The following is a 26,175-nucleotide window of genomic DNA, read 5'->3' on the forward strand; positions in this document are numbered from 1 at the left end:
ACCGCTGGAGCCGAGACGAAGGTGCTGGGTGGCCTCGGGCAGGAAGCTGCTGTGTCCGGACGGGAACCGGTAGTTGCCGTGGCCCGCGAGCCCCGACCCGGTCGGCCCGGCGGTCAGCCGGCCAGTTCGAGGGTGCGGGCCGTGGCCACCCGGTCGAGCCAGCCGCGCCACCCGGATGCCGCCCCGGCAGGCTCGGCCCACGGCTCGCTGGACCGCACCAACCGCACCCCCGGCCGCGCCAGCCACCGCAGCAGCACCCGCACCTCGTCCGGGCTCGCGCCCCGCAGCGGCCCGCGTGCGGGCAGGACCGTCTCCGCCCCGGCCACCAGGGCGTCGACCACGGGCATCGGTGGGACACCGCGGCGCGCCGTGCCCGCCGAAGCCAGCCTGCCGTGGCGGATGACCGCGAATTCCCAGCCGCCGGAGCCGTCCGGGTGAGCCGCGATCAACTCTTCGATGCGCGCCAGCGCGGCCATGCGGTTCGCGGTCATCACCGAGCCCACCACGTCCGCGAGTTCGTCCCGCCGGGCAGCGGCCAGCTCGAAGCGCTGAGCGGCGGCGAGCGCGTCGACCTGGTCGGCGGCTGCGCGCAACGCCGAGCCGTCGGTCCCCGCGATGAGCGCGGCGACCGCATCGACCGCCGGCGCGTACTCCGCGACACTCTGCTGCCCGGCGCACGGCGCACCGCACTTGCCGAGCTCCCACAGCGCGCACGGAGACCCCTTGGGCGACTTCGCCGAGATCCGATCACTGCACGCCCGCAGGCCGGACGCCGACGTCAACACGGAAGCCGCTGACGCCGCGGCGGTACGACTGCGGAACGGGCCCAGCGCCCCGTCGCGCGGCACGCGAACGACCGACAGCCGTGGGAAGGCCTCCTTGGTGAGAACGACCCACCAGTACTTGTTCGGGTTGCGTGAGCGGCGGTTGTAGACCGGCTTGTGGGCGGACAGCAGGCGCAGTTCGCGGACCTCCGCCTCCAGTGAGTGCGCACACGGGATGCCCTCCACCCGTTCGGCCAGCGCCACCATCTCCCGGATCCGTCCGCGGCTTTCCGAGCCGGTGAAGTACTGCCGCACGCGCCTGCGCAGGTTCGACGCGGTACCGACGTAGAGCACCTCGTCGTTCGGCCCGCGGAACAAGTACACGCCGGGTGAGGTCGGAAGGTGGGCGGCCATGCCGCGTTTCCTGCGCTGTGCCGGGGTGACCTCGGGCAGGAAGTCCATCAACTCCTCGAGCGACTGCACGCCGAGGTTTCCGACGCGCTCCAGCAAGCCGTGCAGGACGTCGACGGTGGCGCGCGCGTCCTCGAGCGCGCGGTGGTTGGGCACGGTCTTGGCGTTGAACAACGCCGCCAGCGCGGACAGCCGGAAGCTGCGGGCGTCGTCGTGGCGGGTCAGTACACGACGCGCCAGCCGCACGGTGCAGAGCACGGTCGGCTTCGGCCAGCGGTAGCCGTGCCGGGCGCACGCCGAACGCAGGAAGCCGATGTCGAACCCCGCGTTGTGCGCCACCAGGACCGCGCCCTTGGCGAACTCCAAAAACGCGGGCAGGACCTGCTCGATGGTCGGTGCGGCGGACACCATCGCCTGCGTGATGCCGGTCAGCTGGACGATCTGCGGCGGGATGACCGTGCCGGGGTCGACCAATGTGGCGAATTCGCCGAGGACTTCTCCACCACGCACTTTGACCGCGCCGATCTCGGTGATCGCGTCCTTCTCCGACGAGCCGCCGGTGGTCTCCAGGTCGACCACCACGAACGTGGTGTCACGCAGCGGCGTACCGAGTTCGTCGAAGCTCAACTGCACGCTCACGAGCGCTCACGATAAGGCCCGGAACCGACAGTATGTTCGAATGACGCGCCGGTCTACGGTAAGTCCATGAATGCGCCCCGGGTGGACTGGTCGGCGGTGCCGGACCCGGTGCGGGCCCGGCTGGCCGATCTCGTCGCGCGGGCTCTCGGCGGCCTTGCGGAGGCGGAAATCCCCCAGCGGTTACGGCCGGTTGCCCGGTTCGCCCCCGCGAAGCGCGCCAAAGTCGCCGGTGGGCAGCTGGTGACCGCACTCGCCGAGAGCAAGAGTTTCCGCGCTGCGGTCGTGGCATGGGCGCAGCGACGACAGCCGCACATACTCCGGCCACCGGCTGACGACGTCGTCGGGCGCGCGGTGGTGGCGATGCTGTTGGAGACCGACGACGCCGAAGAAGTGGTGACGGCCGCGGCCGAACGGGCCGAGGAAGCCGATCTGCGGGCCGAGCGGGATGCGTTGCGTGCTCGCGTGCAGCGCCTGGAGGCCGAGATGGCCAAGCTGCGGGACGAGCTGGACGAGCAGCGTGCGGCGACAGCTGCGGCGCGAGCCGAACGCGAGCAGGAGCTCGACCGGCTGCGGCAGCGGCTGCGGGAACGAGGGATGCAGCTGCGCCAGGCCCGGGAAGAGACGCAGAAGGCGCGTGAGGAACTCGCCGGAGCCGGCACCGCCACCGACGACAAGATCGCCGAGCTGACCGAGCGGCTGGCCCGTGAGCAGCAGCGAGCCGCGGCGGAACGAGCCCGCGCGGACCGGGCGACCGAGCAGCTGGAGGCCATGCGCAGCGGAGTCGACCAGCAGCTGCGTGGCGACCAGGCGCGGCTCAGCTTGCTGCTGGACACCGTCGCGGGAGCGGTCGAGGGGCTCCGCGGCGAGCTGCGGCTGCAGGCCGGTACGCCAGGCCATCGCCCGGCCGACGCGGTGGCAGGCGCGACGACGGGTGGCAAGGCGCGCTCGGTGGTCAACGATCCGGTGGTGCTCGAGCGGCTGCTCGGCGTGCCGAACACGCACATGATCGTGGACGGCTACAACGTCACCAAGACCGGTTATCCGGACCTGCCGTTGGCCGAGCAGCGGGAACGGTTGATCCGTCAGCTCGCGCCGCTGGCTGCGCGGACCGGCGTCGAGGTCACCGTCGTGTTCGACGGGGCCGGGGTGGTGGCGCCGGCCAGCCGGGTGCGCAACGTGCGGGTGCTGTTCAGCGAACCCGGTGTGTCGGCGGACGAGGTGATCAAGAACTTGGTCGCCGCCGAACCGTCCGGACGCCCGTTGCTCGTGGTCACGGCGGACCGGGAGATCGTTCGCGCGGTGCGCGACCACGACGCTCGCGCGGTGTCGTCCGCCGTGTTGTTGGAGGTCGTGCAACCAGGCTGAACGACACCGTCACATCGGCGGGTGCTGTGCGTTATGTCAGTAGGGGCCACCCGGTGGGAATCACCTCCTCGCCCGCGGAGCGTGACGTATCGTCACTCCGTCGCGATGAGGGGATTGCGGGGAGCTTGGCGGGATTGTCGGAGGTGTGATGCGGGCGAGGGTCGCGATTGCGGCGATGCTGGCCGGCGCGGTGGTGTTGACGCCGGTCGGTGAGCAAGGCGCGTATGCGCAGGACACGGCGCCGACCGATCCTGGCGACCTGCGGATCGAGGCAGGCGTCGCCCCGGGCACCGGAGCGCCCGATCCGCGACCGGGCGAGGCGTTCGCCGACCCGAAGGTGGCCGCGCTGCAGCAGACCGCCAGTGACGTGCAGCGCGAACTGAGCGAGCTGGCCGACCGGATCCGCAACGCGAAGGGCAAGGTCGCCGAGGCGACGAAGAAGCTCAGCGCCGCGCGGGCCGAGCGGGAGGCGGCCGAGCTGGAGGTCGAGCGGCAGCAGGCAGAGGTCGACAACCTGTCGGCGAGCGCGTACAAGTCGCTGGGCAGGCCGAACAAGCTGCGGGCCATGCTGACCGCCACCGACCCCGCCAACTACCTCGAGAAATCCTCGGTGGTCGGTTATCTGCGTGACGAGCAGGACGAGCGGCTGCGCAAAGCGTTGCAGCGCCATCGCAAAGCGGTCGCGGCCGAACGTGCCGCACTCGGACTGGAACGCAAAGCCAGCAAGCGCGAGGCGGAGCTGACGCAGCGCAATCGCGACGCCACGAACCGGGCGGACGCCATCAGCTCGGAGCTGCGCGACCCGATCCGGACCGCCAGCGCGGCGGTCACCGCGCAGCAGCTGGAGCAGAAGAAGCGCAACGCGCGCACCGCGAAGAGCTGGCGCCAGTACCTGAACAGGCTGGACAAGGCGGGCGTCACTCCGCCCCATGCGTCCTCGCTGGTGGACCCGAAGAACCTGCCGGGTGGCCTGCGGCCGGTGAAGGGCGCCAAGGGCAAGCTGCAGCCCGGTGTGGCCGAGGTGTCGGTGAAGGGTAAGCGGCTGCTGGTGCTGCCGAAGGAGACCATCGAGGCGGTCAGTGCCGCCATCGACGCCCTGGGCAAGCCGTATGTGCCGCGTGATCACGGCGAGGGGCCGACCGCGTACTCGTGCGACGGACTGGTGCGCAAGGTGTTCGGTGACGCCGGCCTGGAGCAGCCGTCGAGCGCGCGCAGGCAGTACATGGTCGGCAAACCGGTCTCGGTGCGCGACATCCGGCCGGGCGATCTGGTCTTCGTCGGCCCGGCGAAGTACGGCGTGCAGCACGTGGGAATCGCACTGGACGAGCGAACCATGGTGGCCGCGGACGGGCGGCTGGCCTCGGTCGCGGTGACGGACATTCCTGGCAAGGGAACCTTGCTCGGGGTGACCCGTCCGTCGCTGGGGGAGGGGTCGGCACGGAAGGCGCCGCAGCGCGGCAAGAACGAGCTGACGTGGCGCTGCGGTGGCGTCGAGCTGCCGCTCTCGGTGGCGGGCAGCTTGTCCGCCGACGGTGGTTCCAGCGACGGAGCGGCCGGCGCCTGGGGTGGGTACCCGAACGGGCTGATCCCGCCGTCAGCGCTGTGCAGCGTGGGGATCGGCAATCACGCGTTGCGCTGTGACGCGGCGCAGGCGTTCGTGGCGATGTCGCGGGAGCACGCGAGGCAAACGGGGCGCCCGTTGTGCATCACCGACTCGTACCGGACGTTCCAACAGCAGGTCGATCTGTATCGCCGCAAACCGTCGCTGGCCGCGGTGCCAGGGACCTCCAACCACGGCTGGGCGCTGGCGATCGACATGTGCGGTGGCGTGGAGTCGTTCAGCAAGCCGGGCTACCGGTGGATGGCCAAGCACGGCCCCGCGTTCGGCTGGGTGAACCCGCAGTGGGCGCGCCCGGGCGGCGGGCGCGAGGAGCCGTGGCACTGGGAGTACGTCGGCCGCGGCTGACACCCGTGAGCGCACGGGCACCACGGTCGGCACCCGGTGCCCTCCGAACCGTGCGACCACCCACCTGATGGCAGCGCGCGACCGCCACCGGGACACCGGGCCGGTCGCCCGGTCAGCCTGCCCGGCGCTCGCCCTCCTCCGGCTTCCGCTCCGTGCGGGACACCAGGCGCAGCCGGGGAACCATGCCCGCGTCGGCCAGCGCCGTGACCGCACGACGCTCGTCGGCGTCCCACTCCACCAGTCCTGGCGGGCCGAGCAGCACGCTCACCACGCAGTCCGCGCACGCCGTAGGACGCACCTCGCACCGGTCACAATCGATGATCAACGTGCCGTCTTCCGCTCGTTCGCTCATGGTCGCCTCCTTCGCGGCGGGCCGTACCTGCTGGTCGCGATCACGTTCTCGGCGCCACGATAGGAACGACCACCGACAACCTCCGGCGGTCGAGAGTTCCGGCAGGCGGGCATCCACCCGATCGCGGCATGAGCCGGGAGATGGCCGCAGGGAGCACGAAGGTGCCCTGTGGGCGCGCGGGTGGCTCAGTCGGGGCGAGCGTCCTGATGCTGGTGGCGGGTGCCCGGTGGGCGCCGCTTGTGGGCCGAGTCCGCCTGTGCGGCCGAACCCGTCCGCGCGGCCGAGAACCGTGTTCGTCAGGGCAGTTCCGCGGGCGCGCGAGGTCGCCGATCGGTGAGCGGTCGCCGCGACGCGCCGAACGTTACTCAGCGTGTGTCCGATCGGTGAGCGGTAATTCTGATCGGTGAACGGTCATCCAGGCCGGTACACCACGGCTATTGCCATCGTCACAAGGGGCGATTCACCGCTGCTCCACCTGGGTTTCGCGCGCCAGTGGCGGCCAAATCTCGGAGTTGCCCTGGACGCGGGCGCGGTCGTTTCGTAACCTGTCCGAGATCTCGCGGGAGGCCGTCGCCGTACCCCGGAGGCGACGCCGCGGGATTGTCGCCGGGACGACTTGTCGGGGAGTCGTTCCTGGAGAGTCGAGGCGAGGACTGCTGCAGTAGCTGCTGGGCTTCGCCGCGCCGGTTGGAGGGCCCCCGACCTCCTTCCCGGCATCGGCTCTCGACAGGGCGACCGAGCGCAAAGGAGATACGCGCGACGTGAAGTCGCTTCATATCGTGAAGCGAGGAGTGTCCGGTGTTGTCGCAGCCGTCGCTGTCGCGGCGATGGTCAGCATCCCTTCCCCCGCTCTCGCTGATCCCGACCCGACGCCGGACACAGCCTCTGAAGCGCTGGAGGCCTACCAGGCCCTCAAGCGCAAGGCGGAGAAACTCAACGAGGCGCATCTTCGAGCACAGGACGACCTCGAAGCCAACAAGAAGAAGATGCGCACGGCCGAGCGGGCCCTGGCGTCGGCGAAGAAGGCCGAGCAGCGTGCTCGTGCCGACATCGCCGAGTACCGCAAGGTGGTCGACAAGTTCACCGGCGCGGCTTACCGCGGCAGCAGGCTGACCAGTGTGTCGGCGGCGCTGACGGGCGATTCGGTGCGGGACTACCTGGATCGCTCGGCGACCATCGACGTGCTCGCCGGCCAGAAGGCCGCGGCGCTGAAGAAGCTCAATCGTGCCGTCGAGCAGGCCCAGCAGGCCAAGGAGACGGCGCTGGCTTCGCGGAAGGCCGCCCAGAAGGCCAAGGACGAGGCACGCCGCAACCTCAAGGACATCGAAGCCCGAGGCGACGCGCTGCAGAAGCAGATCGACAAGGCTCGCGAGGCGTACAACGAGCTGAGTGGTGCCGATCGGGCGGCGCTGGAGGCCAGCTACGGCGACGGTGAGACGCCGCCGAGCAGCATCAAGGCGCCGTCGGCCAAGGCGCAGGTGGCCGTGGACGCGGCGATGTCCAAGCGCGGCAGCCCGTACGTCTACGGTGCCGAGGGTCCGGACAGCTTCGACTGCTCCGGCCTGACGTCCTGGGCCTACCAGCAGGCCGGGATCAGCATTCCGCGGTCCAGCTCGGCGCAGTCGCAGTCGGGCACCCCGGTGCCGCGGGAGCAGCTGCAGCCCGGCGACCTGGTGTTCTTCTACTCTCCGGTGTCGCACGTCGGCATGTACATCGGCAACGGCCAGATGGTGCACGCACCGCAGGAAGGTGACGTCGTCAAGGTCGCCCCGGTGATGTGGGGAGACTTCGTCGGCGCCCGCCGATATGCCTGAGCCGCTTCGACGGCTTGCCTGAGAAAGACAGAGCCACCTTCGCAGTCCCCCGGGCGAAGGTGGCTCTGTTGTGTCTTCGGTAGCGTTGAGCAGGTGCGGCCGACCCTGTTGGTGACCAACGACTTCCCGCCGCGACCCGGCGGTATCCAGAACTACCTGCACTCGCTGGCGAAGCGGCTGAGCGCGAACGACCTCGTCGTGCTGTGCTCGAGCTGGAACCGGCCGCAGGGCAGCGACGCCCGGTTCGACGCCGAGCAGCCGTTCGAAGTGGTGCGGCACCCCACGTCGGTGCTGCTACCCACGCCGGACGTGCGTCGCCGCGCCGCCGAGCTGATCAAGGACCGCGGCTTGGGCGCGGTCTGGTTCGGTGCCGCCGCACCGCTGGGTCTGCTCGCGCCCGCGCTGCGCCAGGCGGGGGCTGAGCGCGTCGTGGCCAGCACCCACGGCCACGAGGTCGGGTGGTCCATGCTGCCCGGTGCGCGGCAAGCGCTGCGGGTCATCGGTTCCACCAGCGACGTCGTGACCTATGTCAGCCAGTACACGCGACGCCGATTCGCCACGGCGTTCGGCCCGCTGGCCGGTCTGGAGCATCTGCCGTCGGGCGTCGACACCGACGTCTTCCGCCCGGATCCGGCGGCCCGCGAGGAGCTCCGCAAGCGTTACGGGTTGGGGGATCGGCCGGTGGTGGTATGCGTCTCGCGGCTGGTTCCCCGCAAGGGGCAGGACATGTTGGTGCGGGCGCTGCCTGCGCTGCGCGAGCGCGTCCCGGACACGGCGTTGCTGCTGGTCGGGGGCGGCCCGTACCGCCAGCACCTGCAGCGTGCGGCGCAAGCGCACGGCGTGGCGGACCACGTGATCCTGGCCGGCTCGGTGCCGTGGGAGGAGCTGCCCGCGCACTACGCGGTCGGCGACGTCTTCGCGATGCCTGCCCGCACCCGCGGCAAGGGACTGGACGTCGAGGGCCTGGGGATCGTCTACCTCGAAGCCTCCGCGACCGGCCTGCCCGTGGTCGCCGGACGCTCGGGTGGTGCGCCGGAGACGGTCCTGGACGAGGTGACCGGACACGTCGTCGACGGCCGTGACCTCGATCAGCTCGTCGACACCGTGGCGGCGCTGCTGTCCGATCCGACACGCGCGGCCACCATGGGCGCCGCCGGACGCGAGTGGGTCAGCAGGCACTGGCGCTGGGACCGCCTGGCGCATCGGCTCGCCGGCCTGCTCAGCGGCGAACCGGCCCTGTACCGGAGGTAGGCCAACGGGCCATCGGTAGGGTCGGTGGCCGGAGGTAGCCGATGGACCCGCACGAGTTGCAGAAGTGGGATGCCGCCCACGTATGGCACCCGTACGGCCCCATGCCGGGAACCGTCGCGCCGCTGGTCGTGGAGTCGGCGTCCGGTGTGCGGCTGCGTCTGGCGGACGGGCGCGAGCTGGTGGACGGCATGTCGTCGTGGTGGGCGGCGATCCACGGCTACCGGCACCCCGAGCTCGACGCGGCGGTGACCGAGCAGCTGAGCCGGATGAGCCACGTCATGTTCGGTGGGTTGACGCACGAGCCCGCGGTACGCCTGGCCCGCAGTTTGGTGGAGCTCACGCCCGAGGGGCTGGAGCACGTGTTCCTGTGCGACTCGGGATCGGTGTCGGTCGAGGTCGCCGTAAAGATGTGCCTGCAGTACTGGCGGTCCGTCTCCCGGCCTGCCAAGCGGCGGCTGTTGACGTGGCGCGGCGGTTATCACGGCGACACGTTCCACCCGATGAGCGTGTGCGACCCCGAAGGTGGCATGCACTCGCTGTGGCGCGGTGTCCTTCCCGAGCAGGTCTTCGTCCCGCCGCCTCCCGGGGGCTACCGCGCGCCGGTCGACGACGAGTACGCCCAGCTGGTGCACGACGAGATCGCTCGGCACGCCGACGAGCTGGCCGCGGTGATCGTGGAGCCGGTCGTGCAGGGCGCGGGCGGTATGCGCTTCCACAACCCGGGCTACCTGAGGGTGCTCCGCGAGGCGTGCGACGCGCACGACGTGCTGCTGATCTTCGACGAGATCGCCACCGGGTTCGGTCGCACGGGCGAGTGGTTCGCCGCCGATCACGCCGGCGTCACCCCGGACGTGATGTGCCTGGGCAAGGCACTGACCGGTGGGTATCTGACCATGGCCGCGACGCTGTGCACCCCACGGGTCGCGGACGGGATCTCTCGTGGTGAACTGCCGGTTCTGGCCCACGGGCCCACCTTCATGGGAAATCCGCTCGCGTCCGCGGTGTCCAACGCCTCGATCGCTCTACTGCAGCGGACCGACTGGCGCGGGGCCGTCAAGCGCATCGAGCAAGGGCTACAAGGCGGGCTGGCCGACGCAGACGGGATTCCGGCGGTGACCGACGTACGCGTGCTGGGCGCGATCGGCGTCATCCAGCTCGATCACCCGGTGGACATGGCTGTGGCTACTCGGACGTGCGTCGAGCACGGCGTCTGGCTTCGGCCGTTCCGCGATCTGGTGTACACGATGCCGCCGTTCATCAGCACCGACGAGGACCTGGCCGCCATCACCGAGGCCATGACGGCGGTGGCCGCGGCCGCTTAGTGAACGGCCACTAAGCTCGCACGCCGTGAGCCTGCTGGTCATCACCGGAACGGATACGGGCGTCGGCAAGACGGTCGTGACGGCCGCTGTCGCGGCGTTGGCCGTCGGCTCCGGTCAGCGGGTCGCCGTCGTCAAACCCGCGCAAACCGGTGTAGGCCCGAACGAAGCGGGCGACGTCGACGTCGTGCGCCACCTCGCCGGGCCGGTCACCACCAAGGAGATCCGTCGTTATCCCGACCCATTGGCCCCGGACACGGCCGCTCGTCGCAGTGGCCTTCCGCCGGTGACGCCGGCCGAAGCGGCGGCGGCCGCCGGCGAGCTTGCCGAAACGCACGACCTGGTGCTGGTCGAGGGGGCGGGCGGCCTGCTGGTTCGGATGGACCACCACGGCGGGAGCCTGGCGGACGTCGCGTGGGCGCTGGCTGCCCCGCTGATCGTGGTCGCACGCTCCGGGCTGGGGACCCTGAACGCCACCGCACTCACCGCGGAGGTGGCCACCCGCCGCGGTCTCGACGTGGCGGGCGTGGTCGTCGGGAGCTGGCCGGAGAAGCCGGACCTCGCCGAGCGCTGCAACATCGAGGATCTTCCGAACGCGGCCGGAGCGCCGTTGCTCGGTGTCCTGCCCGAGGGTATGGGCGAGCTGACCGGCGACGCGTTCACCGAGGCGGCCGCCGCCGGACTGTCGCCGTGGCTGGGTGGCACGTTCGACCCGGAGCGGTTCACCGAACAGGTGCTCGGAGCGTGACCGGCGTCTCGCCACGGTCGCAACCGGGAGCGAAGCGGTTAGGGTGAATCCGCACTCCGTGCCCCGGCGTACTCGAGGAGTTGGTGTGACCACTGCGGCTCGAACCGACGTGCTGGCCGTCGCGCGCGAGCAGGTGCTCGAACGCGGCGAGGGCCTTGCCGAGGATCAGCTGGTGCAGGTGCTGCGCCTGCCCGACGAGCGGCTGACCGAGCTGCTGGAGCTCGCCCACGAAGTGCGGATGCGCTGGTGCGGGCCGGAGGTCGAGGTCGAGGGCATCGTGTCGGTCAAGACCGGCGGCTGCCCCGAGGACTGTCACTTCTGCTCGCAGTCCGGCCTGTTCCCGTCGCCGGTGCGGGCCGCGTGGCTGGACATCCCCGGCCTGGTGCGGGCCGCCCGTGAGACGGCCGAGACCGGGGCGACCGAGTTCTGCATCGTCGCCGCGGTGCGAGGCCCGGACAAGCGGCTGATGTCGCAGGTGCGGGACGGGATCAAGGCGATCAGGGCGGACGGCAACGACATCAACATCGCCTGCTCGCTCGGCATGCTCACCCAGGAACAGGTCGACGAGCTGGTCGAGATGGGCGTGCACCGCTACAACCACAACCTGGAGACCGCCCGCAGCCATTTCCCGAACGTGGTCACCACGCACACGTGGGAAGAGCGCTGGGAAACGCTGCAGATGGTGCGCGAGGCGGGCATGGAGGTGTGCAGCGGCGGCATCATCGGCATGGGCGAGACCATCGAGCAGCGCGCCGAGTTCGCCGCCCAGCTGGCGGAGCTGAACCCGGACGAGTGCACGATGAACTTCCTCATCCCGCAGGCGGGCACGCCGTACGAGCACTTCGACGTCGTCGAAGGCAAGGACGCGCTGCGCACGGTGGCGGCGTTCCGGCTGGCGATGCCCAAGTCCATCGTCCGGTTCTCCGGCGGCCGCGAACTGACGTTCGGCGACCTGGGGACCAGGCAGGGCATGCTGGGCGGGGTCAACGCGATCATCGTCGGCAACTACCTGACCAGCCTCGGCCGCCCGGCGGCGGAGGACCTGCAGATGCTCGACGAACTGAAGATGCCGATCAAGGCCCTCTCCGACACGCTGTGAGCACGTACTGCGTCCATTGCGGCAAACCCCGAACGGAGCCGGTGCACGAGGTCTGTGACAGCCCGCGCGCCCGGCTCGAGCCGCCGCGGTTCTGCGCCGAATGCGCACGCCGCATGGTCGTGCAGGTCACGCCGTTTGGTTGGACGGCCAAGTGCAGCAGGCACGGCGTCACGTCGTCCCAGTAGGGCGAGGTGGCGCCGCGGCGGTTAACCTGCCTGGCATGGTGTTCCAGCTGCCCCGCGAACGACCCCGGGTCGTGGTGAAGGCCGACCTGCTGCCCGCCATCTCGATCCTGTCGCTGTTCGGTCTGCTCGGCATCCCGCTCGGGTGGCTGTGGGCGCAGCTGGCCCCGCCGCAGCGGTCGCAGATCCAACCGGACGGCAAGGCGTACCCGATCGACATCGAGGCCTGGCACGCGTTCGACGCGGTGGTGATCTTTGCGTTGCTGGCCGCGGCCTGCGGGGTGGTCATCGGGGTCGGCACCTGGTTGCTGCGCGAGCGGCGCGGACCGGTCGCCATGGCCGCGGCGGTGCTCGGCTCGCTGCTGGCCGGATGGCTGGGCACCACGATGGGCGGCGCGTTCCTCGGTGACCGGTACACCCCGGACGGCCCGCCCGAGGTGGGGCAGATCATCGACGTCGCACCGGAGATCACCACCGACTNGGTGCTGATCTGCGCACCGTTGACGTGCGCGTTCACGTACGCGTTGCTGGCGGCGTGGAACGGTCGCGACGATCTCGGTCGCCGGTTGGGCTGACCGGGAAGCCGTAGGCTGGGGCGCGTGACCACCCAGGACAGAGTGCGATTCCCGCGCATCAGCCCGCGGGCCTACGAGCATCCGGTCGACCGTGGGGCCCTGGCGACGCTGCGTGCCGTGCCGGGCTTCGCCCAGGTGCTCAAGGCGCTGGCGGGCGCGTTCTCCGAGCGCGGTCTGCGGCTGACCGCGTTGGCGTCGGCGATCCGTGTCGGGCCGACGCAATATCCGGTGCTGGACGAGCTGCGTACCGACTGCGCGGCCGCGCTCGACCTCGATGGAGTGCCCGAGCTGTACGTGACTCGCGACCCGGTGGCCGCCGCGTACACCGTGGGAATGGACCGGCCGATCATCGTGCTCACCACCGGCCTGGTCGAGCTGCTGGACACCGACGGTCTGCGGTTCGCCATCGGCCACGAGATGGGTCACGTGCTGTCCGGCCACGCGGTGTACCGGACGATGATGATGTACGTCCTCAACGCCCAGCAGAGCCTGTCGTGGAACCCGCTGTCGGCGCTGGGGCTGCGCGCGATCAACGCCGCGCTGCACGAGTGGTATCGCAAGTCCGAGCTGTCCTGCGACCGTGCTGGGCTGCTGTGCGGACAGGACCCGGCCGCCGCGCTTCGCGTGCACGTCCTCCTGGCCGGTGGACTGGACCCCGCCGAGGTCGACATCCCGTCGTTCCTACGTCAGGCGGAGGAGTACACCGGCAGCGGCGACCTGCGGGACAGCCTGCACAAACTGCTCGCCGTCGAGAACATGTCCCACCCCCTGGCCGTGATTCGTGCCGCCGAGCTGCAGAAATGGGCGTCCTCCCAGGAGTACCGGGACATTCTGGCCGGCACCTACCCGCGCCGCGACGACGATGCACCGACGTCCACGTGGCGTGACGACCTCGCCTCGGCCGCGCGTTCGTACAAAGAGTCCTTCTCCGAGTCGACCGATCCGCTCGCCAAGGTGTTCAGCGACGTGGGCTCGGCGATCAGTGGGGCAGCGGGCAGGATGCGTGACAAGTTCCGCGGCGAGCGCTAGCCGCGGCGCTTGTTGCTGGGTGGCTTGAGCACCGCGAACGCGTCGGTGACGTGCACCCCGTTGCAGGTGAAGGCGTACAACGCCGCCGGACGCCCGCCTGCTCGCCCGGGCGGAGCGATCTCGCCGGTCGGCTCGAGCACACCCCGCCGGGAAAGCACGCGCTGCAAGTTGGTCGCCGAGACCCGGTAGCCGAGCGCCGCGGAGTAGATGTCCCGCAGCTGGGAGATGGTGAAGCTCGCCGGAGCCAGTGCGCTGCCGATGGTGGTGTAACTCAGCTTGGCGCGCAGCCGGTCCCGCGCGCGCAGGATGATGTCGCGGTGGTCGAACGCCGTCCGGGGGAGGTCGTCGACCGAATGCCAAGCGGTGTCCTCCGGCACGTCGGGATCGACATCGGTGGGCACGACACCGAGGAACGCGGTCGCCACCACGCGCGGACCGGGGACCCGGTCCGGTGCGCTGAAGACCGCCAGCTGCTCGACGTGCGAGAGCTTGCGGATGTCCACCTTCTCGGCCAACTGCCGCCGCACGGACGTTTCCACGTCCTCGTCCATGCGGAGCCTGCCGCCCGGTAACGACCACCGTCCGACGTGAGGTTCCAGCGCGCGCTGCCACAACAGCACCTGCACTGTGGCGGAACGCACGCGCAATACCGCGGCCAGAACCTCGTGGACCAGGGGTGCCTGGGTGTTAAGATGGCTGCGCACGTTTTCGATCCTAAGTCGAAAACCTGATGGGTGCCAACCCGGGGAGGACCAATGACCGAGACGCTGGAGCGCCCGCCCTATCCGCTGACCCCGTACGGCGGCGTGGAGGCCGACGAGGCGTGGGCGCGCGAGGTGCGGCGGCTGGCCCGCGAGCGGGACGCGGTGCTGCTGGCGCACAACTACCAGCTGCCGGAGATCCAGGAAATCGCCGACCACACCGGTGACTCGCTCGCGCTGAGCAGGATCGCCGCGGAGGTGGACGCGTCGACGATCGTGTTCTGCGGCGTGCACTTCATGGCCGAAACGGCCAAGATCCTCAGCCCGGACAAGACGGTGCTCATCCCGGACGCGCGGGCGGGCTGCTCGCTCGCCGACTCCATCACCGCCGAACAGCTGCGGGAGTGGAAGGCGCAGCATCCCGGCGCGGTCGTGGTCTCCTACGTCAACACCACGGCGGACGTGAAGGCGGAGACCGACATCTGCTGCACGTCGTCGAACGCCGTCGACGTGGTCGCCTCGATCCCCGCTGACCAGGAGGTTCTCTTCCTGCCGGACCAGTTCCTCGGTGCGCACGTCAAACGTGAGACGGGCCGGGAGAACATGCACGTGTGGGCGGGTGAGTGCCACGTGCACGCGGGCATCAACGGCCCCGAACTCGCCGAGCGGGCGGCGGCGAACCCGACGGCCGAGCTGTTCATCCACCCGGAGTGCGGCTGCGCGACCTCGGCACTGTACCTGGCCGGGGAGGGCGCGGTGCCGAAGGAGCGCGTGCACATCCTGTCCACCGGCGACATGGTCAAGCAGGCGCGTGCGACCAGGAGCAACACGGTGTTGGTGGCCACCGAGGTCGGCATGTTGCACCAGCTGCGCAAGACCGCCCCGGAGATCGACTTCAAGGCGGTCAACGACCGCGCGTCCTGCCGCTACATGAAGATGATCACTCCGGCCGCGCTGCTGCGGTCGCTGCGCGAGGGCGCCGACGAGGTGCACGTCGCCCCCCAGATCGCCGAGCGGGCACGCGCTTCGGTGCAGCGGATGATCGCGATCGGGCAGCCGGGCGGTGGCGAGTGAGCGGCCATGTTGGCGCTCGGGAGTCGAAAACCGAGCCCGCTTGGCAGGCGGACGCAGAACTGGTCGTGGTCGGTTCCGGGGTCGCGGGACTGACCGCCGCCGTCCGGGCGGTCGAGCTCGGCATGCGGGTCGTGCTGGTGACCAAGGCGGCCGTGGCCGAGAGCAACACCCGGTGGGCGCAGGGCGGCGTGGCGGTCGTGCGGCCGGAAGAGTGCGATCCGGGCGATTCCGCCGAGCGGCACGTGGCCGACACGCTGGCGGCTGGTGCCGGGTTGTGCGACCCGGACGCGGTCGCGTCGATCATCGCCGACGGGCCTGCGGCGATCCGGCGGTTGCAGCAGCGCGGCGCACGGTTCGACGTCGGAGCGGGAGGGCTGCTGGCCCGCACCCGCGAGGGCGGGCACAGCGCGTTCCGGGTCATCCACGCCGGCGGAGACGCGACCGGCGCCGAGGTGGAGCGTGCGCTGGTCGAGGACGCGTATGACCACAGGGTGCGCATCCTGGAGTGCCACATCGCCATCGACGCCCTGCTGGACGACCATGGCGCGGTCGCAGGAGTGACGGTCCTGGATGAGCGTGGGCGGCTCGGTGTTCTCCGCGCGCCGGCCGTCCTGCTGGCAACAGGCGGGCTGGGTCAGCTCTACCGGGCGACGTCCAACCCGGAGATCGCCACCGGCGACGGTCTTGCCCTGGCGTTGCGGGCGGGCGCGCGGGTTGCTGACCTGGAGTTCGTGCAGTTCCACCCGACGGTGCTCTACACCCCCGGGGCGCGGGGGCGGTGTCCGCTCGTCACCGAAGCGGTCCGTGGCGAGGGCGCTGTTTTGGTGGATGCCACCGGTTCACCCGTCATGGCGGGGGTGCACGAGCTCGGTGATCTGGCGCCTCGTGACGTGGTGTCGGCCGCGATCAGCAGGCGGATGGCGCAGGCGCCGGGTGGCGTGGACGATCACGTGTTCCTGGACGCGACCGGGATCGCAGATTTCGCCGGCCGATTCCCGACGGTGTACTCGTTCTGCCGGCAGGCGGGTATCGACCCGGCCACCGAGCCGATCCCGGTGGCGCCCGCGGCCCACTTCGCGTGCGGCGGCGTGCTGACGTCGACTGCGGGCCGTACCACGGTCACCGGCCTGTACGCCGCGGGCGAGGTGGCCCGGACCGGGTTGCACGGCGCGAACCGGCTGGCCTCGAACTCGCTGTTGGAAGGTCTCGTCATGGGCGGACGTGCCGTGGAAGCCGCCGCGATGGACCTGGCCGCAGGGGTACTCAGTACTGCCCGGCCCGAGTTCCGACGGCCGCGAGCGCACGTCCTCGAGCGCGAGCGGCTGCAGAGGGTCATGACCAGGCACGCAGCCATCGGCCGCGACGCCCACGGACTGTCGGAGGTCTCCGCCACGCTGGCGCAGGCACGGCCCGTCGACCTTGCCACCGTGCGAGACGTCGAGGATGCGGCGTTGACGCTGGTGGCGCGTGCCGTGGCGACGGCGGCGGAGTCGCGGACCGAAACCCGCGGTGCTCACGTACGGACGGACTACCCGCACCGCGACGACCAGCGATGGCAGTTCTCACAGGTGCTCGGCATGCACGACGACAAGCTGGTCGTGCTCGAACCCGCGCTCGCGGGAGGAGGTGCGTCATGACCCTCGACCAACGGGACGTCGCGCGCGTGGTGCAGACCGCGTTGGAGGAGGACTTGCGCTACGGCCCGGACGCCACCACGGAAGCCACCGTGCCCGAGGATGCGATCGCGGTCGCCGAGCTGACTCCCCGGCGTGACGGTGTGTTGGCTGGTGGCCCCGTGGCGCTGGCCGTTTTCGACGCCGTGCTCGGCAAGGACTACGAGGTACTCGATCGCGTCGAGGACGGCACCCGGTTGACCGCGGGCAATCCGGCGATCGTGTTGCGCGGACCCGTGCGCGGCTTGCTCACCGCCGAGCGCACCGCGCTCAACCTGCTCTGCCATCTGTCCGGAGTGGCCACCGTGACGGCCGCATGGGTGGACGCGGTGGCCGGAACGCAGGCCGTGATCCGTGACAGCCGCAAGACGTTGCCCGGCCTGCGGTCGCTGCAGAAGTACGCCGTGCGCTGCGGAGGCGGGGTCAATCACCGCATGGCCCTCGGTGACGCCGTGCTGATCAAGGACAACCACGTCGTCGCCGCAGGATCGGTCACGGCCGCGCTGGCCGCCGCGCGGGAACACGCTCCGGAGCTGCCGTGCGAGGTCGAGGTGGACTCGCTCGACCAGCTGCGGGAAGCCCTGAGCGCGGGCGCCGACGAAGTCCTGCTGGACAACTTCACTCCCGAGCAGTGCAGCCAGGCGGCGCGGCTGCGGGACGACCTCGCGCCGAAGACCCGGCTGGAAGCCTCCGGTGGCCTGACTTTGTCCGTCGCACGGGCTTACGCCGAGGCCGGAGTGGACTACCTTGCGGTTGGCGGATTGACCCATTCCGCCCCTGCCCTCGACATCGGGATGGACATGAGGGCGGGGTGACTGCGGGGAGGGGGAAACACCCTTGAGCGACATCAAGCCCTACGACGCCGAGACCACCTCCGCATACGGTTTCGGTCTGCATCACGTCCAGCCGGCGATCCCGCCGGACAGTGAGGACGTCTGCCGCGAGTTCTACGTCGACGTGCTGGGCATGACCGAGGTTGCCAAGCCGCCCGAGCTGGCCGCTCGCGGCGGGCTGTGGGTGCGCGCCGACCGGTTGGAGCTCCACCTCGGGGTCGAGGTGGCTTTCCGCCCGGCCCGCAAGGCCCACCCCGGCATCCTGGTCGACGATCTCGACGGGCTCGCCAAACGGCTGATCGACCACGGCATCAAGGTCGACTGGGACGGCAACTTCCCGGGGTACCGGCGGTTCTACACCGCCGACGCGGTGGGCAACCGGCTGGAGTTCCTCAGCCCGCAGCAGGCCTGAGCAGGCGAGCCCGCAGCAGGACTCGGCCCGCAGCAGGCCTGAGCAGGCGAGCCCACAGCAGGCTTCAGCCCGCAGCAGGCCGGTGCCGAGCGCGTGCGAAGCTTGGCCGCATGAACACCGCTGCCTGGGTTGTGCAAGGAGTGCTGGCGGCCATGTTCTTCGGTGTCGGCCTGGCGAAAGTCACCCAGACCAGACAACAGTTGCAAGCGCTGTCGCCGAACTTGGCGTGGACCGAGGACTTCGGCGACACCACCGTGAAGCTGATCGGCGCCGCCGAGGTGCTCGGCGCGCTCGGGCTGATCCTGCCGATGCTGACCGGCATCGCGGAGCTGCTGACGCCGATCGCGGCGGTGGGGCTGGTCGTGGTCCTGATCGGTGCGGTCGTCACGCACGCGCGACGCAAGGAGTTCAACGCGACGACTCCGCCCCTCGCGCTGGCGATCGGTGCGGGCTTCGTCGCCGGGGTGCGGTTCGGGCTGCTCTAGAGCCTGCGGTTCGCCAGCACCGCGGTGGCCTGGCGGGACTCCTCGGCCCGCTTCGGGTCGATGTCGACCACCAGGATCCCGGGCCCCGCGCCCAGCTGGTCGTGCACGTTCCCGAACGGGTCGGCCACCGTGCTGTAGCCGATCCCGGTCGGCACGCCGGGCTTCGTCTCGATGCCGCTCGCGGTCGGGTCCGCCTGCCCGCAGGCCAGGATCCAACAGCCGGAGTCCAGTGCCCGGGCACGCACCAACAGCTCCCACTGCTCACGCTTGCCCTCCCCGGCACCCCACGAGGCAGGCACCACCACGGCGGCCGCACCGGCTTCGCCGTGCGCCTGGAACAGCTCGGGGAACCGGATGTCGTAGCAGGTCGCCAGGCCGATCTGCACGCCTTCCACGTCGACCGAGACCAGTTCGCTTCCCGGCGCGACCGTGCGCGACTCCTGGAAGCCGAACGCGTCGTAGAGGTGGATCTTGTCGTAGCCGATGGACTTGCCGCGGCCGGTGACCAGCAGCGTGTTGTACACCCGGCCGTCGTCGGCAGGCGTGAACATCCCGGCCACCACGAGCACACCGGCGGCTTCGGCGATCGCCGAGATCACCGACGCCCACGGGCCGTCGAGTGGCTCGGCGACGTCCTTCAGCCGAGTACCGAAGCGGGCCATGGTGGCTTCCGGGAAGACCACCAGGTCCGCTCCCGCCTTGACCGCTTCGGCCACCGACGCGCGAACCTGCTCGACGTTCTCCACCGGATCGGGGCTGCTGGTGATCTGGCACAAGGCGACGCGCATGTCTGCAGGTTACTTGTCCGCGCCGCATCTGCCATGGTCCGAACCGCTGACGCCCGCACGTGGCAGCCGCCACCCGGTCAGGCGCCGACGGGCTCGACGGCCGTATCGTTAGCGGCATGCTCAGCCGCATCGACCTGCGTGAACGGATGCCTGCGGAGTTGACCTCCGCCCAGCTGCAAGCCACCCTGCCCAGGGCCGAGATCGACGTCGACGCGGCAGTGCATCAGGTGCGGCCGGTGGTGGAAGCGGTCCGCGAGCGCGGGGTCGCCGCGGCGCTGGACTACACCGAGCAGTTCGACGAAGTCCGGCCGGAGACCGTGCGAGTGCCGGCCGACGAGCTGGCCAAGGCCGCCGAGCAGCTGGACCCCACGGTGCGGGCGGCGCTGCACGTCAGCATCGAGCGGGCCCGTCGCGTGCACGCCGACCAGCTCCGCTCGGATGTCACCACGACGCTGGCCGACGGTGCGACCGTGACCGAACGTTGGGTGCCGGTTCGCCGGGTCGGCCTCTACGCTCCGGGCGGCCTCGCGGTCTACCCGTCCAGCGTGGTGATGAACGTGGTCCCCGCCCAGGTGGCCGGGGTGGAATCGCTCGTGGTCTGCTCGCCGCCGCAAGCCGAGTTCGGGGGCCTGCCGCACCCCACCATCCTGGCCGCCGCCGCGATGCTGGGGGTCGACGAGGTGTGGGCCGTCGGCGGCGCGCAAGCCGTGGCGCTGATGGCCTACGGCGGAACGGACACCGACGGCACACCGCTGGCCGGCGTGGACATGGTCACCGGCCCCGGCAACGTGTACCTGACGGCGGCCAAGCGCATGCTGCGCGGCGTGATCGGCATCGACTCCGAGGCCGGTCCGACGGAGATCGCCGTGCTGGCCGACGACACCGCCGACCCGGACCACGTCGCCGCCGACCTGGTCAGCCAGGCAGAACACGACCCGTTGGCCGCATCCGTGCTGGTCACCACGTCCGAAGGGCTGGTGGACGCGGTGGAAGCGCGGTTGCAGCAGCGTGTCGCCGCCACCAAACACAGCGAACGCGTGCGCGCGGCATTGACCGGCAAGCAGTCCGGCGTCGTGCTGGTGTCGACGCTCGACGACGCCATCCGGGTCGTCGACGCGTACGCCGCCGAGCACCTGGAGATCCAAACCGCGGACGCTCGGGCGGTCGCGGCCCGCGTGCGCAACGCCGGTGCGATCTTCGTCGGCCCGTACTCGCCGGTGTCGCTCGGTGACTACTGCGCCGGCTCCAACCACGTGCTGCCGACCGGGGGATACGCCCGCCATTCGTCCGGCCTGTCGGTGCAGACGTTCCTGCGTGGCATCCACGTCGTGGACTACAGCCAGGCCGCGCTGCGCGATGTCGCCGACGAGGTCGTGACGCTGGCCAACGCCGAGGACCTCCCCGCACACGGTGAGGCTGTGCAGGCTCGCTTCCCGGGAGGCGCCCAGTGAAAGACGTGACGCTGGACGACCTGCCGCTGCGCGACGACCTGCGGGGGCGGAGCCCGTACGGCGCTCCGCAGCTGGACGTCCCCGTTCGGTTGAACACCAATGAGAACCCGTACCCGCCGCCGCCCGAGCTGGTCGCGCACGTGGCCGCGTCCGTCGAGCAGGTGGCCAGGCAGCTGCACCGGTATCCCGACCGGGACGCCCTCGAGCTGCGCGGCGACCTCGCCGCCTATCTCAGCGGGACCACCGGCGTGGAGCTGACTACCGAGAACATCTGGGCGGCCAACGGCTCCAACGAGGTGATCCAGCAACTGTTGCAGGCGTTCGGTGGTCCGGGACGCACCGCGGTGGGCTTCGAACCGTCGTACTCGATGCACCCGATCATCTCCGCGGGCACCCGCACCGAGTGGCTGCCTGCCCCGCGGCGTGCGGACTTCAGCCTGGACGTCGACGTGGCGGCACAGCAGATCGCCGAGCGGGCGGCCGATGTCGTCTTCGTGACCAGCCCGAACAACCCGACCGGTGGCAGCATCTCGGCCGACGACTTGCGCAAGATCCTCGACGCCGCGCCGGGCATGGTGGTGGTCGACGAGGCGTACCAGGAGTTCTCCAGCAACCCCAGCGCGGTCCAGCTCCTTGCGGAGTACCCGGCGAAGCTGGTGGTCTGCCGCACCATGAGCAAGGCGTTCGCGTTCGCCGGCGGCAGGCTCGGATACCTGGCGGCCGCCCCGGCGGTCATCGACGCGCTGCTGCTGGTGCGCTTGCCGTATCACCTGTCGTCGCTGACCCAGGCGGCGGCGCGGGCGGCGCTCGCGCACGGCAAGCAGACGCTGGAGTCGGTGCGGCAGCTCGTCGCCGAACGCGAGCGGGTGGCGGGGGAACTGACCGCCATGGGCTTTTCCGTGGTGCCCAGCGACGCGAACTTCCTGCTCTACGGCCGGTTCAGCGACGCTCCGGCGGCATGGAAGTCCTACGTGGAGAATGGTGTTCTGGTCCGGGACGTGGGAATCGAAGGACACCTGCGGGTGACCATCGGCACACCCGAGGAGAACGACGCGTTCCTGCAAGCGAGCAAGAAGGTGACAGCGTGAGCCGCATCGGCAAGGTCGACCGCACCACGAAGGAGTCGTCGATCAGCATCGAGCTGGACCTGGACGGCACCGGCCAGGTCGAGATCGACACCGGGGTGCCGTTCTACGACCACATGCTCACCGCGTTCGGGGTGCACGGATCGCTGGACCTGCGGGTGCGCGCCGAGGGCGACGTGCACATCGACGCCCACCACACGGTGGAGGACACCGCGATCGTGCTCGGCCAGGCCATCCGCGAGGCGCTGGGCGACAAGCAGGGCATCCGCCGCTTCGGGGACTGCTGGATCCCGATGGACGAGACGCTGGCGCACGCCGCGATCGACGTGTCCGGCCGCCCGTACTGCGTGCACACCGGGGAGCCGGAGGAGTTCACCACGTTCACCATCGGCGGCAACTACCCGTTCGTGCTGACCAGGCACGTGTTCGAGTCACTGGCGTTCCACGCGCAGATCGCCCTGCACGTCCGGGTGATTCACGGTCGCGACCCGCACCACATCGCCGAGGCGCAGTACAAGGCGGTGGCTCGCGCGCTGCGAGCCGCCACCGAGCCGGACCCGCGCGTGGGCGGTGTGCCGTCCACCAAGGGCGTGCTCTAACCTCCGTCCGCAACGGAGGGAGCACGGTGGAGACGCGCGACTACTTGATCGTCCTGCTGATCGGCGCTGCGGGCCTGCTGCTCGGCGGGGTCATCGCCATGTGGAAGACCTCGAAGGCCTTCGCCGGGTTCCTGCTGCTGCTCTGCCTGCTGGCGGGTGTCGGCGCCGTGCTCTGGTGGCAGTCCGCCTGACGTCAGACACCACCCTCGGCGGCCGGCTTGAGCCGCGGCGCGCCCGGGCCGAACCGGGCCATCTCGTCGTCGTGGTTCATCAACGAACACGACCGCAGCGACAGGCAGCCGCACCCGATGCAGCTGGTCAAGCTGTCGCGCAGCCGCTGAAGGGCGTCGATGCGGGCGTCCAGCTCGCTGCGCCACTGCTTGGACAACCGCGCCCAGTCGGCCTTCGTCGGGGCACGGTCCTGCGGGAGCGTGGCCAGTGCCTCGGCGATGTCCTCCAGGCTCAGTCCGACCCGCTGTGCCGAGCGGATGAACGCGATGCGGCGCAAAACTGTGCGCGGATAGCGACGCTGGTTGCCGGCGGTCCGCTCGGAGGAGATCAGGCCGCGCTCCTCGTAGAACCGCAGCGCGGTGTGCGGCACCCCGCTGCGCTCGGCGACCTGTCCGATGGTGAGGTGATTGGCCAGCCGGGTCACGCTCGCCATGGTAGCGAAAAAGTTCGACATTAGTTGAGGTTGACCTCACGATGACCGCACCGGCCGCGACGATTACGCTGGGGCGAGTGACGGCACGGGTGGTGATTCTCGACTACGGCTCCGGCAACCTGCGCTCCGCGGAGCGCGCACTGCAGCGAACGGGAGCCGAGGTGACCGTCACGGCTGACGCGAAAGCCGCACTCGAAGCGGACGGCCTGGTGGTGCCCGGTGTCGGTGCGTTCGCCGCGTGCGCCGAGGGACTTCGGTCGGTCAACGGCGAGTACATCGTCGACCGCAGGCTGGCCGGAGGCCGGCCGGTGCTGGGCATCTGCGTCGGGATGCAGATCCTCTTCTCCACCGGCGTCGAGCACGGCATCAAGGCCGACGGGCTGGGGCAGTGGCCGGGCACGGTCGAGCGCCTGCACGCCGACGTGCTGCCGCACATGGGCTGGAACACCGTCCGTGCCCCGGAGAACTCGGTGCTGTTCGCCGGGTTGGATGCGCAGACCAGGTTCTACTTCGTGCACTCCTATGCGGTGCGGACATGGGAGCTGGAGTCGGGCCTGCGGGGCCAGCAGCCGCTGGTCACCTGGGCCGAGCACGGCGAGCCGTTCGTGGCCGCGGTGGAGAACGGGCCGCTGAGCGCCACGCAGTTCCACCCGGAGAAGTCGGGCGAAGCGGGCGCCGTGCTGCTGCGGAACTGGGTCGCCACGCTCCGCTGACGCATGGCCCGTTGCCGGTGGGGCCAGGGGGCGCCCTAAGGTGGTCGACGTGACGTTCACACTGCTGCCCGCCGTCGATGTCGCCGACGGCAAGGCCGTGCGGTTGGTGCAAGGCGCGGCCGGAACCGAGACCGAGTACGGATCGCCCCGCGAGGCTGCCCTCGCGTGGCAGCGCGACGGTGCCGAGTGGATTCACCTGGTCGACCTCGACGCCGCGTTCGGTCGTGGCAACAACCACGAGCTGCTCGCCGCGGTGGTGGGGGAGCTCGACGTGAACGTCGAGTTGTCCGGCGGCATCCGCGACGACGAGTCGCTGGCCGCGGCTCTGGCTACCGGTGCCCGTCGCATCAATCTGGGCACCGCCGCGCTGGAGGACCCGGAGTGGACCGCGCGCGTCATCGGCGAGCACGGCGACCGCGTGGCCATCGGGCTGGACGTGCGGATCACCGGTGACGAACACCGGCTCGCCGCCCGCGGCTGGACCTCCGACGGGGGAGACCTGTGGGAGGTACTGGAGCGGCTGGACGCCGACGGTGCTCAGCGTTACGTGGTCACCGACGTCAGCAAGGACGGCACACTGCGTGGCCCGAACCTGGAGCTGCTGCGCGCGGTGTGTTCCCGCACGAAAGCTCCGGTGATCGCCTCCGGTGGAGTCTCCAGCCTCGACGACCTGCGCAATCTGGCGAAGCTGGCGCCGAGCGACGGCGCGGGCGGTGTGGAAGGCGCGATCGTCGGCAAGGCCCTCTACGCAGGCGCTTTCACGTTGCCGGAGGCGCTGGCTGCCGTCAGCTAGCCGGATCCGCGACGATCTCGATGCCGATGGTGCGCCGGCGGCCGCCGCGCAAAATGCTGCCGTAGACGGTGACGGCGCCGAACAGCCCGTACTTCTTCATCAACAGCTTGCGGACCCGCTCCGTGGCGTCGTCGTCGAGCAGCCGCGGCGTTCCGCTGACCGGCTCGCCGTAGGTCTTCTTGCCCAGCGCGTCGCAGGCCACCACCGTGGCGCGGCTGCCTGCGCGGACGCGTTTGACCTTGCCTGCGTCGCGCGCGGTCCAGACGTAGATCTTCTCGTCGTTCTCCGGGTCGTGCACGAACCACACCGGGGTCGACACCGGCTTGCCCGACTTGCGATACGTGGTCAGCAGGACGTACTTCTGCCCGCGCAGGCTCTGCATGCGCCCAGGCTATCCGGCCTCACGGAGTCCGGCGGCGCAACGTGGCCGCACCACCGACCAGCGCGGCGATGCCGCACAGGGCGACGATCGCGAAGTTGCGTACCAACGTGCCGTCGATGTCCGCACTGTGCGTGACCTGCGTCAGCGCATCCACCGCGTACGACAACGGCATCACGTCCGACAGCCACTCCAGCGGCTCGGCCATCGTCCCGCGTGGCGCGAACAAGCCGCACAGCAGGACTTGTGGCATGACGAACAGCGGCATGAACTGCACGGCCTGGAACTCGGTGCGGGCGAACGCCGACGCGAACAGCCCGAGTGCCATGCCGAGCAACGCATCCAGCAGCGCGATGACCAGCAGCAGCCACACCGATCCCTCGATGTCCATGCCGAGCCAGGTCAGCGACACCACGGCGGCCAGTGTCACCTGCGCGACCGCGACCAGCCCGAATGCCACCGCGTAGCCGAACAGCAGGTCGACCTTGTGCATCGGCATGGTCATCAGGCGCTCGAGCGTGGCGGTGGTGCGTTCGCGCAGAGTCGAGATCGACGTGACCACGAACATGATCGCGAACGGGAACACCGCCAGCAGTGCGGGCGCAGCCGCGCTGAACGACTGCTCGGTGTTCAGCACGTACCGCAACAGGATCAGCAGGAACGACGGCATCAAGATCAGCAGAACCAGCGTGCGGTGGTCGTGCTTGAGCTGGCTGAGGATGCGCCGCGCGGTCGCCATGGTGATGGCGAGATTCATGCCGCCCTACCTTTCAAGTCAACCTCCGGTCGTCCGGAATGATCGGGGGACGCAGGCGGGGCAGGGATGGTTTTCATGCTGGCTGCCCTCGATGGCTCAGGTGGCTGAGCCCCCTGTCCCGCCTCCTTGTTCTGACCGCTGATTAGGCACTGCGATCGATCGCTATGTAGGGCGTTGACGGCGGAGCGGGGACGCGTCATACCGGCACCGAGGGAAGCGAGGGATCGATGAGAGTGGCCGTCGGGATCGACGTC

At 70.3% G+C, this 26,175-nt stretch carries 28 protein-coding genes; 21 read left to right on the forward strand and 7 right to left on the reverse strand.

What is annotated here, in order from left to right; all coding sequences use genetic code 11:
- Positions 1-113: 113 nt before the first annotated feature.
- Complete coding sequence (locus YWM_RS0108450; RefSeq protein WP_028850364.1) at positions 114-1,808, reverse strand: DEDD exonuclease domain-containing protein; 1,695 nt, start codon at positions 1,806-1,808, stop codon at positions 114-116.
- Between the two features lie 72 nt (positions 1,809-1,880).
- Here YWM_RS0108450 and YWM_RS0108455 point away from each other — a divergent pair, with 72 nt between their 5' ends.
- The gene (locus tag YWM_RS0108455) at positions 1,881-3,179 is read left to right on the forward strand and encodes an NYN domain-containing protein (RefSeq protein ID WP_028850365.1); all 1,299 of its coding nucleotides are present in this window, start codon (positions 1,881-1,883) and stop codon (positions 3,177-3,179) included.
- Between the two features lie 148 nt (positions 3,180-3,327).
- Positions 3,328-5,145, forward strand: a complete 1,818-nt coding sequence (locus tag YWM_RS0108460; RefSeq protein WP_028850366.1) for an NlpC/P60 family protein — start codon at positions 3,328-3,330, stop codon at positions 5,143-5,145.
- Between the two features lie 112 nt (positions 5,146-5,257).
- Here YWM_RS0108460 and YWM_RS0108465 read toward each other — a convergent pair whose 3' ends face one another.
- Positions 5,258-5,497 carry a hypothetical protein gene (locus tag YWM_RS0108465; RefSeq protein WP_028850367.1) on the reverse strand — a complete coding sequence of 80 codons (240 nt, stop codon included), beginning with the start codon at positions 5,495-5,497 and terminating at the stop codon, positions 5,258-5,260.
- Between the two features lie 761 nt (positions 5,498-6,258).
- On the opposite strand from YWM_RS0108465, the gene YWM_RS0108475 reads away from it, so the two are divergent.
- The 8 genes from YWM_RS0108475 to YWM_RS0108505 all read left to right on the forward strand — a co-directional run bounded on the left by YWM_RS0108475 (position 6,259) and on the right by YWM_RS0108505 (position 13,514).
- Positions 6,259-7,311: a C40 family peptidase gene (locus tag YWM_RS0108475; RefSeq protein WP_028850368.1), complete on the forward strand. Its 1,053-nt coding sequence runs from the start codon at positions 6,259-6,261 to the stop codon at positions 7,309-7,311.
- Between the two features lie 93 nt (positions 7,312-7,404).
- Positions 7,405-8,562, forward strand: a complete 1,158-nt coding sequence (locus YWM_RS0108480; RefSeq protein ID WP_028850369.1) for a glycosyltransferase family 4 protein — start codon at positions 7,405-7,407, stop codon at positions 8,560-8,562.
- 41 nt (positions 8,563-8,603) lie between these two features.
- Positions 8,604-9,884, forward strand: a complete 1,281-nt coding sequence (locus tag YWM_RS0108485) for an adenosylmethionine--8-amino-7-oxononanoate transaminase (RefSeq protein WP_028850370.1) — start codon at positions 8,604-8,606, stop codon at positions 9,882-9,884.
- Positions 9,885-9,909: 25 nt separating this feature from the next.
- On the forward strand, positions 9,910-10,629 hold the full coding sequence (gene bioD, locus YWM_RS0108490) for a dethiobiotin synthase (protein ID WP_028850371.1): 720 nt from the start codon (positions 9,910-9,912) through the stop codon (positions 10,627-10,629).
- Positions 10,630-10,714: 85 nt separating this feature from the next.
- The gene (gene bioB / locus YWM_RS0108495) at positions 10,715-11,728 is read left to right on the forward strand and encodes a biotin synthase BioB (RefSeq protein WP_028850372.1); all 1,014 of its coding nucleotides are present in this window, start codon (positions 10,715-10,717) and stop codon (positions 11,726-11,728) included.
- Positions 11,725-11,913 (forward strand): biotin synthase auxiliary protein BsaP, encoded by a 189-nt coding sequence (gene bsaP, locus YWM_RS27160; protein ID WP_084612251.1) that lies wholly within the window; start codon positions 11,725-11,727, stop codon positions 11,911-11,913. Before bioB ends, bsaP begins: the two co-directional genes overlap by 4 nt.
- A 35-nt stretch (positions 11,914-11,948) precedes the next feature.
- Positions 11,949-12,485, forward strand: a complete 537-nt coding sequence (locus YWM_RS0108500; RefSeq protein ID WP_028850373.1) for a DUF2567 domain-containing protein — start codon at positions 11,949-11,951, stop codon at positions 12,483-12,485.
- Positions 12,486-12,509: 24 nt separating this feature from the next.
- Positions 12,510-13,514 carry a M48 family metallopeptidase gene (locus tag YWM_RS0108505; RefSeq protein WP_245565969.1) on the forward strand — a complete coding sequence of 335 codons (1,005 nt, stop codon included), beginning with the start codon at positions 12,510-12,512 and terminating at the stop codon, positions 13,512-13,514.
- Here YWM_RS0108505 and YWM_RS0108510 read toward each other — a convergent pair.
- Positions 13,511-14,161, reverse strand: a complete 651-nt coding sequence (locus YWM_RS0108510; protein ID WP_028850375.1) for an NUDIX hydrolase — start codon at positions 14,159-14,161, stop codon at positions 13,511-13,513. The genes YWM_RS0108505 and YWM_RS0108510 overlap by 4 nt on opposite strands.
- 108 nt (positions 14,162-14,269) lie before the next feature.
- On the opposite strand from YWM_RS0108510, the gene nadA reads away from it, so the two are divergent.
- The 5 genes from nadA to YWM_RS0108535 all read left to right on the forward strand — a co-directional run bounded on the left by nadA (position 14,270) and on the right by YWM_RS0108535 (position 18,692).
- Positions 14,270-15,289, forward strand: coding sequence for a quinolinate synthase NadA (gene nadA, locus YWM_RS0108515; protein WP_028850376.1), 1,020 nt, complete (start codon positions 14,270-14,272; stop codon positions 15,287-15,289).
- Positions 15,286-16,926: an L-aspartate oxidase gene (locus YWM_RS0108520; protein ID WP_028850377.1), complete on the forward strand. Its 1,641-nt coding sequence runs from the start codon at positions 15,286-15,288 to the stop codon at positions 16,924-16,926. Before nadA ends, YWM_RS0108520 begins: the two co-directional genes overlap by 4 nt.
- Entirely contained in the window at positions 16,923-17,777 is an 855-nt protein-coding gene (gene nadC, locus YWM_RS0108525; RefSeq protein WP_028850378.1) for a carboxylating nicotinate-nucleotide diphosphorylase, read from the forward strand. The genes YWM_RS0108520 and nadC overlap by 4 nt, the downstream gene beginning before the upstream one ends.
- Positions 17,778-17,799: 22 nt before the next feature.
- A complete protein-coding gene (locus YWM_RS0108530; protein ID WP_245565970.1) occupies positions 17,800-18,207 on the forward strand; it encodes a VOC family protein in 408 nt (135 codons plus the stop codon).
- A 110-nt stretch (positions 18,208-18,317) separates the two neighbouring features.
- Positions 18,318-18,692 carry a DoxX family protein gene (locus tag YWM_RS0108535; protein ID WP_028850380.1) on the forward strand — a complete coding sequence of 125 codons (375 nt, stop codon included), beginning with the start codon at positions 18,318-18,320 and terminating at the stop codon, positions 18,690-18,692.
- On the opposite strand, the gene YWM_RS0108540 is transcribed toward YWM_RS0108535, so the two are convergent.
- A complete protein-coding gene (locus YWM_RS0108540; RefSeq protein ID WP_043660123.1) occupies positions 18,689-19,480 on the reverse strand; it encodes a carbon-nitrogen hydrolase family protein in 792 nt (263 codons plus the stop codon). The two genes, YWM_RS0108535 and YWM_RS0108540, sit on opposite strands and share 4 nt — an antisense overlap.
- Positions 19,481-19,596: 116 nt before the next feature.
- Here YWM_RS0108540 and hisD point away from each other — a divergent pair, with 116 nt between their 5' ends.
- From hisD to YWM_RS26405, 4 genes are read left to right on the forward strand one after another with little or no spacing between them, the layout of a single operon-like run.
- Positions 19,597-20,931, forward strand: coding sequence for a histidinol dehydrogenase (hisD, locus tag YWM_RS0108545; protein ID WP_028850382.1), 1,335 nt, complete (start codon positions 19,597-19,599; stop codon positions 20,929-20,931).
- Positions 20,928-22,019: a histidinol-phosphate transaminase gene (locus YWM_RS0108550; RefSeq protein WP_028850383.1), complete on the forward strand. Its 1,092-nt coding sequence runs from the start codon at positions 20,928-20,930 to the stop codon at positions 22,017-22,019. The genes hisD and YWM_RS0108550 overlap by 4 nt, the downstream gene beginning before the upstream one ends.
- Complete coding sequence (gene hisB, locus YWM_RS0108555; protein WP_028850384.1) at positions 22,016-22,615, forward strand: imidazoleglycerol-phosphate dehydratase HisB; 600 nt, start codon at positions 22,016-22,018, stop codon at positions 22,613-22,615. The genes YWM_RS0108550 and hisB overlap by 4 nt, the downstream gene beginning before the upstream one ends.
- A 26-nt stretch (positions 22,616-22,641) precedes the next feature.
- On the forward strand, positions 22,642-22,806 hold the full coding sequence (locus YWM_RS26405; protein ID WP_169720972.1) for a hypothetical protein: 165 nt from the start codon (positions 22,642-22,644) through the stop codon (positions 22,804-22,806).
- Between the two features lie 2 nt (positions 22,807-22,808).
- Here YWM_RS26405 and soxR read toward each other — a convergent pair whose 3' ends face one another.
- A complete protein-coding gene (gene soxR, locus YWM_RS0108565) occupies positions 22,809-23,270 on the reverse strand; it encodes a redox-sensitive transcriptional activator SoxR (RefSeq protein WP_028850385.1) in 462 nt (153 codons plus the stop codon).
- A gap of 98 nt (positions 23,271-23,368) precedes the next feature.
- Here soxR and hisH point away from each other — a divergent pair, with 98 nt between their 5' ends.
- Together hisH and priA are read left to right on the forward strand one after the other, a co-directional pair.
- Positions 23,369-23,992, forward strand: a complete 624-nt coding sequence (gene hisH, locus YWM_RS0108570; RefSeq protein WP_028850386.1) for an imidazole glycerol phosphate synthase subunit HisH — start codon at positions 23,369-23,371, stop codon at positions 23,990-23,992.
- Positions 23,993-24,041: 49 nt separating this feature from the next.
- Positions 24,042-24,785, forward strand: coding sequence for a bifunctional 1-(5-phosphoribosyl)-5-((5-phosphoribosylamino)methylideneamino)imidazole-4-carboxamide isomerase/phosphoribosylanthranilate isomerase PriA (gene priA, locus YWM_RS0108575; protein ID WP_028850387.1), 744 nt, complete (start codon positions 24,042-24,044; stop codon positions 24,783-24,785).
- Here the strand turns inward: priA and YWM_RS0108580 are convergent.
- Together YWM_RS0108580 and YWM_RS0108585 are read right to left on the reverse strand one after the other, a co-directional pair.
- Complete coding sequence (locus YWM_RS0108580; RefSeq protein WP_028850388.1) at positions 24,778-25,167, reverse strand: PPOX class F420-dependent oxidoreductase; 390 nt, start codon at positions 25,165-25,167, stop codon at positions 24,778-24,780. The two genes, priA and YWM_RS0108580, sit on opposite strands and share 8 nt — an antisense overlap.
- Before the next feature lie 19 nt (positions 25,168-25,186).
- Entirely contained in the window at positions 25,187-25,921 is a 735-nt protein-coding gene (locus YWM_RS0108585) for an ABC transporter permease (RefSeq protein ID WP_028850389.1), read from the reverse strand.
- Between the last annotated feature and the right edge of the window lie 254 nt (positions 25,922-26,175).

It is taken from the genome of Thermocrispum municipale DSM 44069 (genome assembly GCF_000427825.1).
GTDB lineage: Bacteria > Actinomycetota > Actinomycetes > Mycobacteriales > Pseudonocardiaceae > Thermocrispum > Thermocrispum municipale.

Coding starts and splice junctions, on each gene's coding strand:
- YWM_RS0108455 (WP_028850365.1), top strand. CDS start 1,881: ATGAATGCGCCCCGGGTGGACTGGTCGGCGGTGCCGGACCCGGTGCGG.
- YWM_RS0108460 (WP_028850366.1), top strand. CDS start 3,328: ATGCGGGCGAGGGTCGCGATTGCGGCGATGCTGGCCGGCGCGGTGGTG.
- YWM_RS0108465 (WP_028850367.1), bottom strand. CDS start 5,497: ATGAGCGAACGAGCGGAAGACGGCACGTTGATCATCGATTGTGACCGG.
- YWM_RS0108485 (WP_028850370.1), top strand. CDS start 8,604: ATGGACCCGCACGAGTTGCAGAAGTGGGATGCCGCCCACGTATGGCAC.
- nadA (WP_028850376.1), top strand. CDS start 14,270: ATGACCGAGACGCTGGAGCGCCCGCCCTATCCGCTGACCCCGTACGGC.
- nadC (WP_028850378.1), top strand. CDS start 16,923: ATGACCCTCGACCAACGGGACGTCGCGCGCGTGGTGCAGACCGCGTTG.
- YWM_RS0108535 (WP_028850380.1), top strand. CDS start 18,318: ATGAACACCGCTGCCTGGGTTGTGCAAGGAGTGCTGGCGGCCATGTTC.
- YWM_RS0108540 (WP_043660123.1), bottom strand. CDS start 19,480: ATGCGCGTCGCCTTGTGCCAGATCACCAGCAGCCCCGATCCGGTGGAG.
- hisD (WP_028850382.1), top strand. CDS start 19,597: ATGCTCAGCCGCATCGACCTGCGTGAACGGATGCCTGCGGAGTTGACC.
- YWM_RS0108580 (WP_028850388.1), bottom strand. CDS start 25,167: ATGCAGAGCCTGCGCGGGCAGAAGTACGTCCTGCTGACCACGTATCGC.
- YWM_RS0108585 (WP_028850389.1), bottom strand. CDS start 25,921: ATGAATCTCGCCATCACCATGGCGACCGCGCGGCGCATCCTCAGCCAG.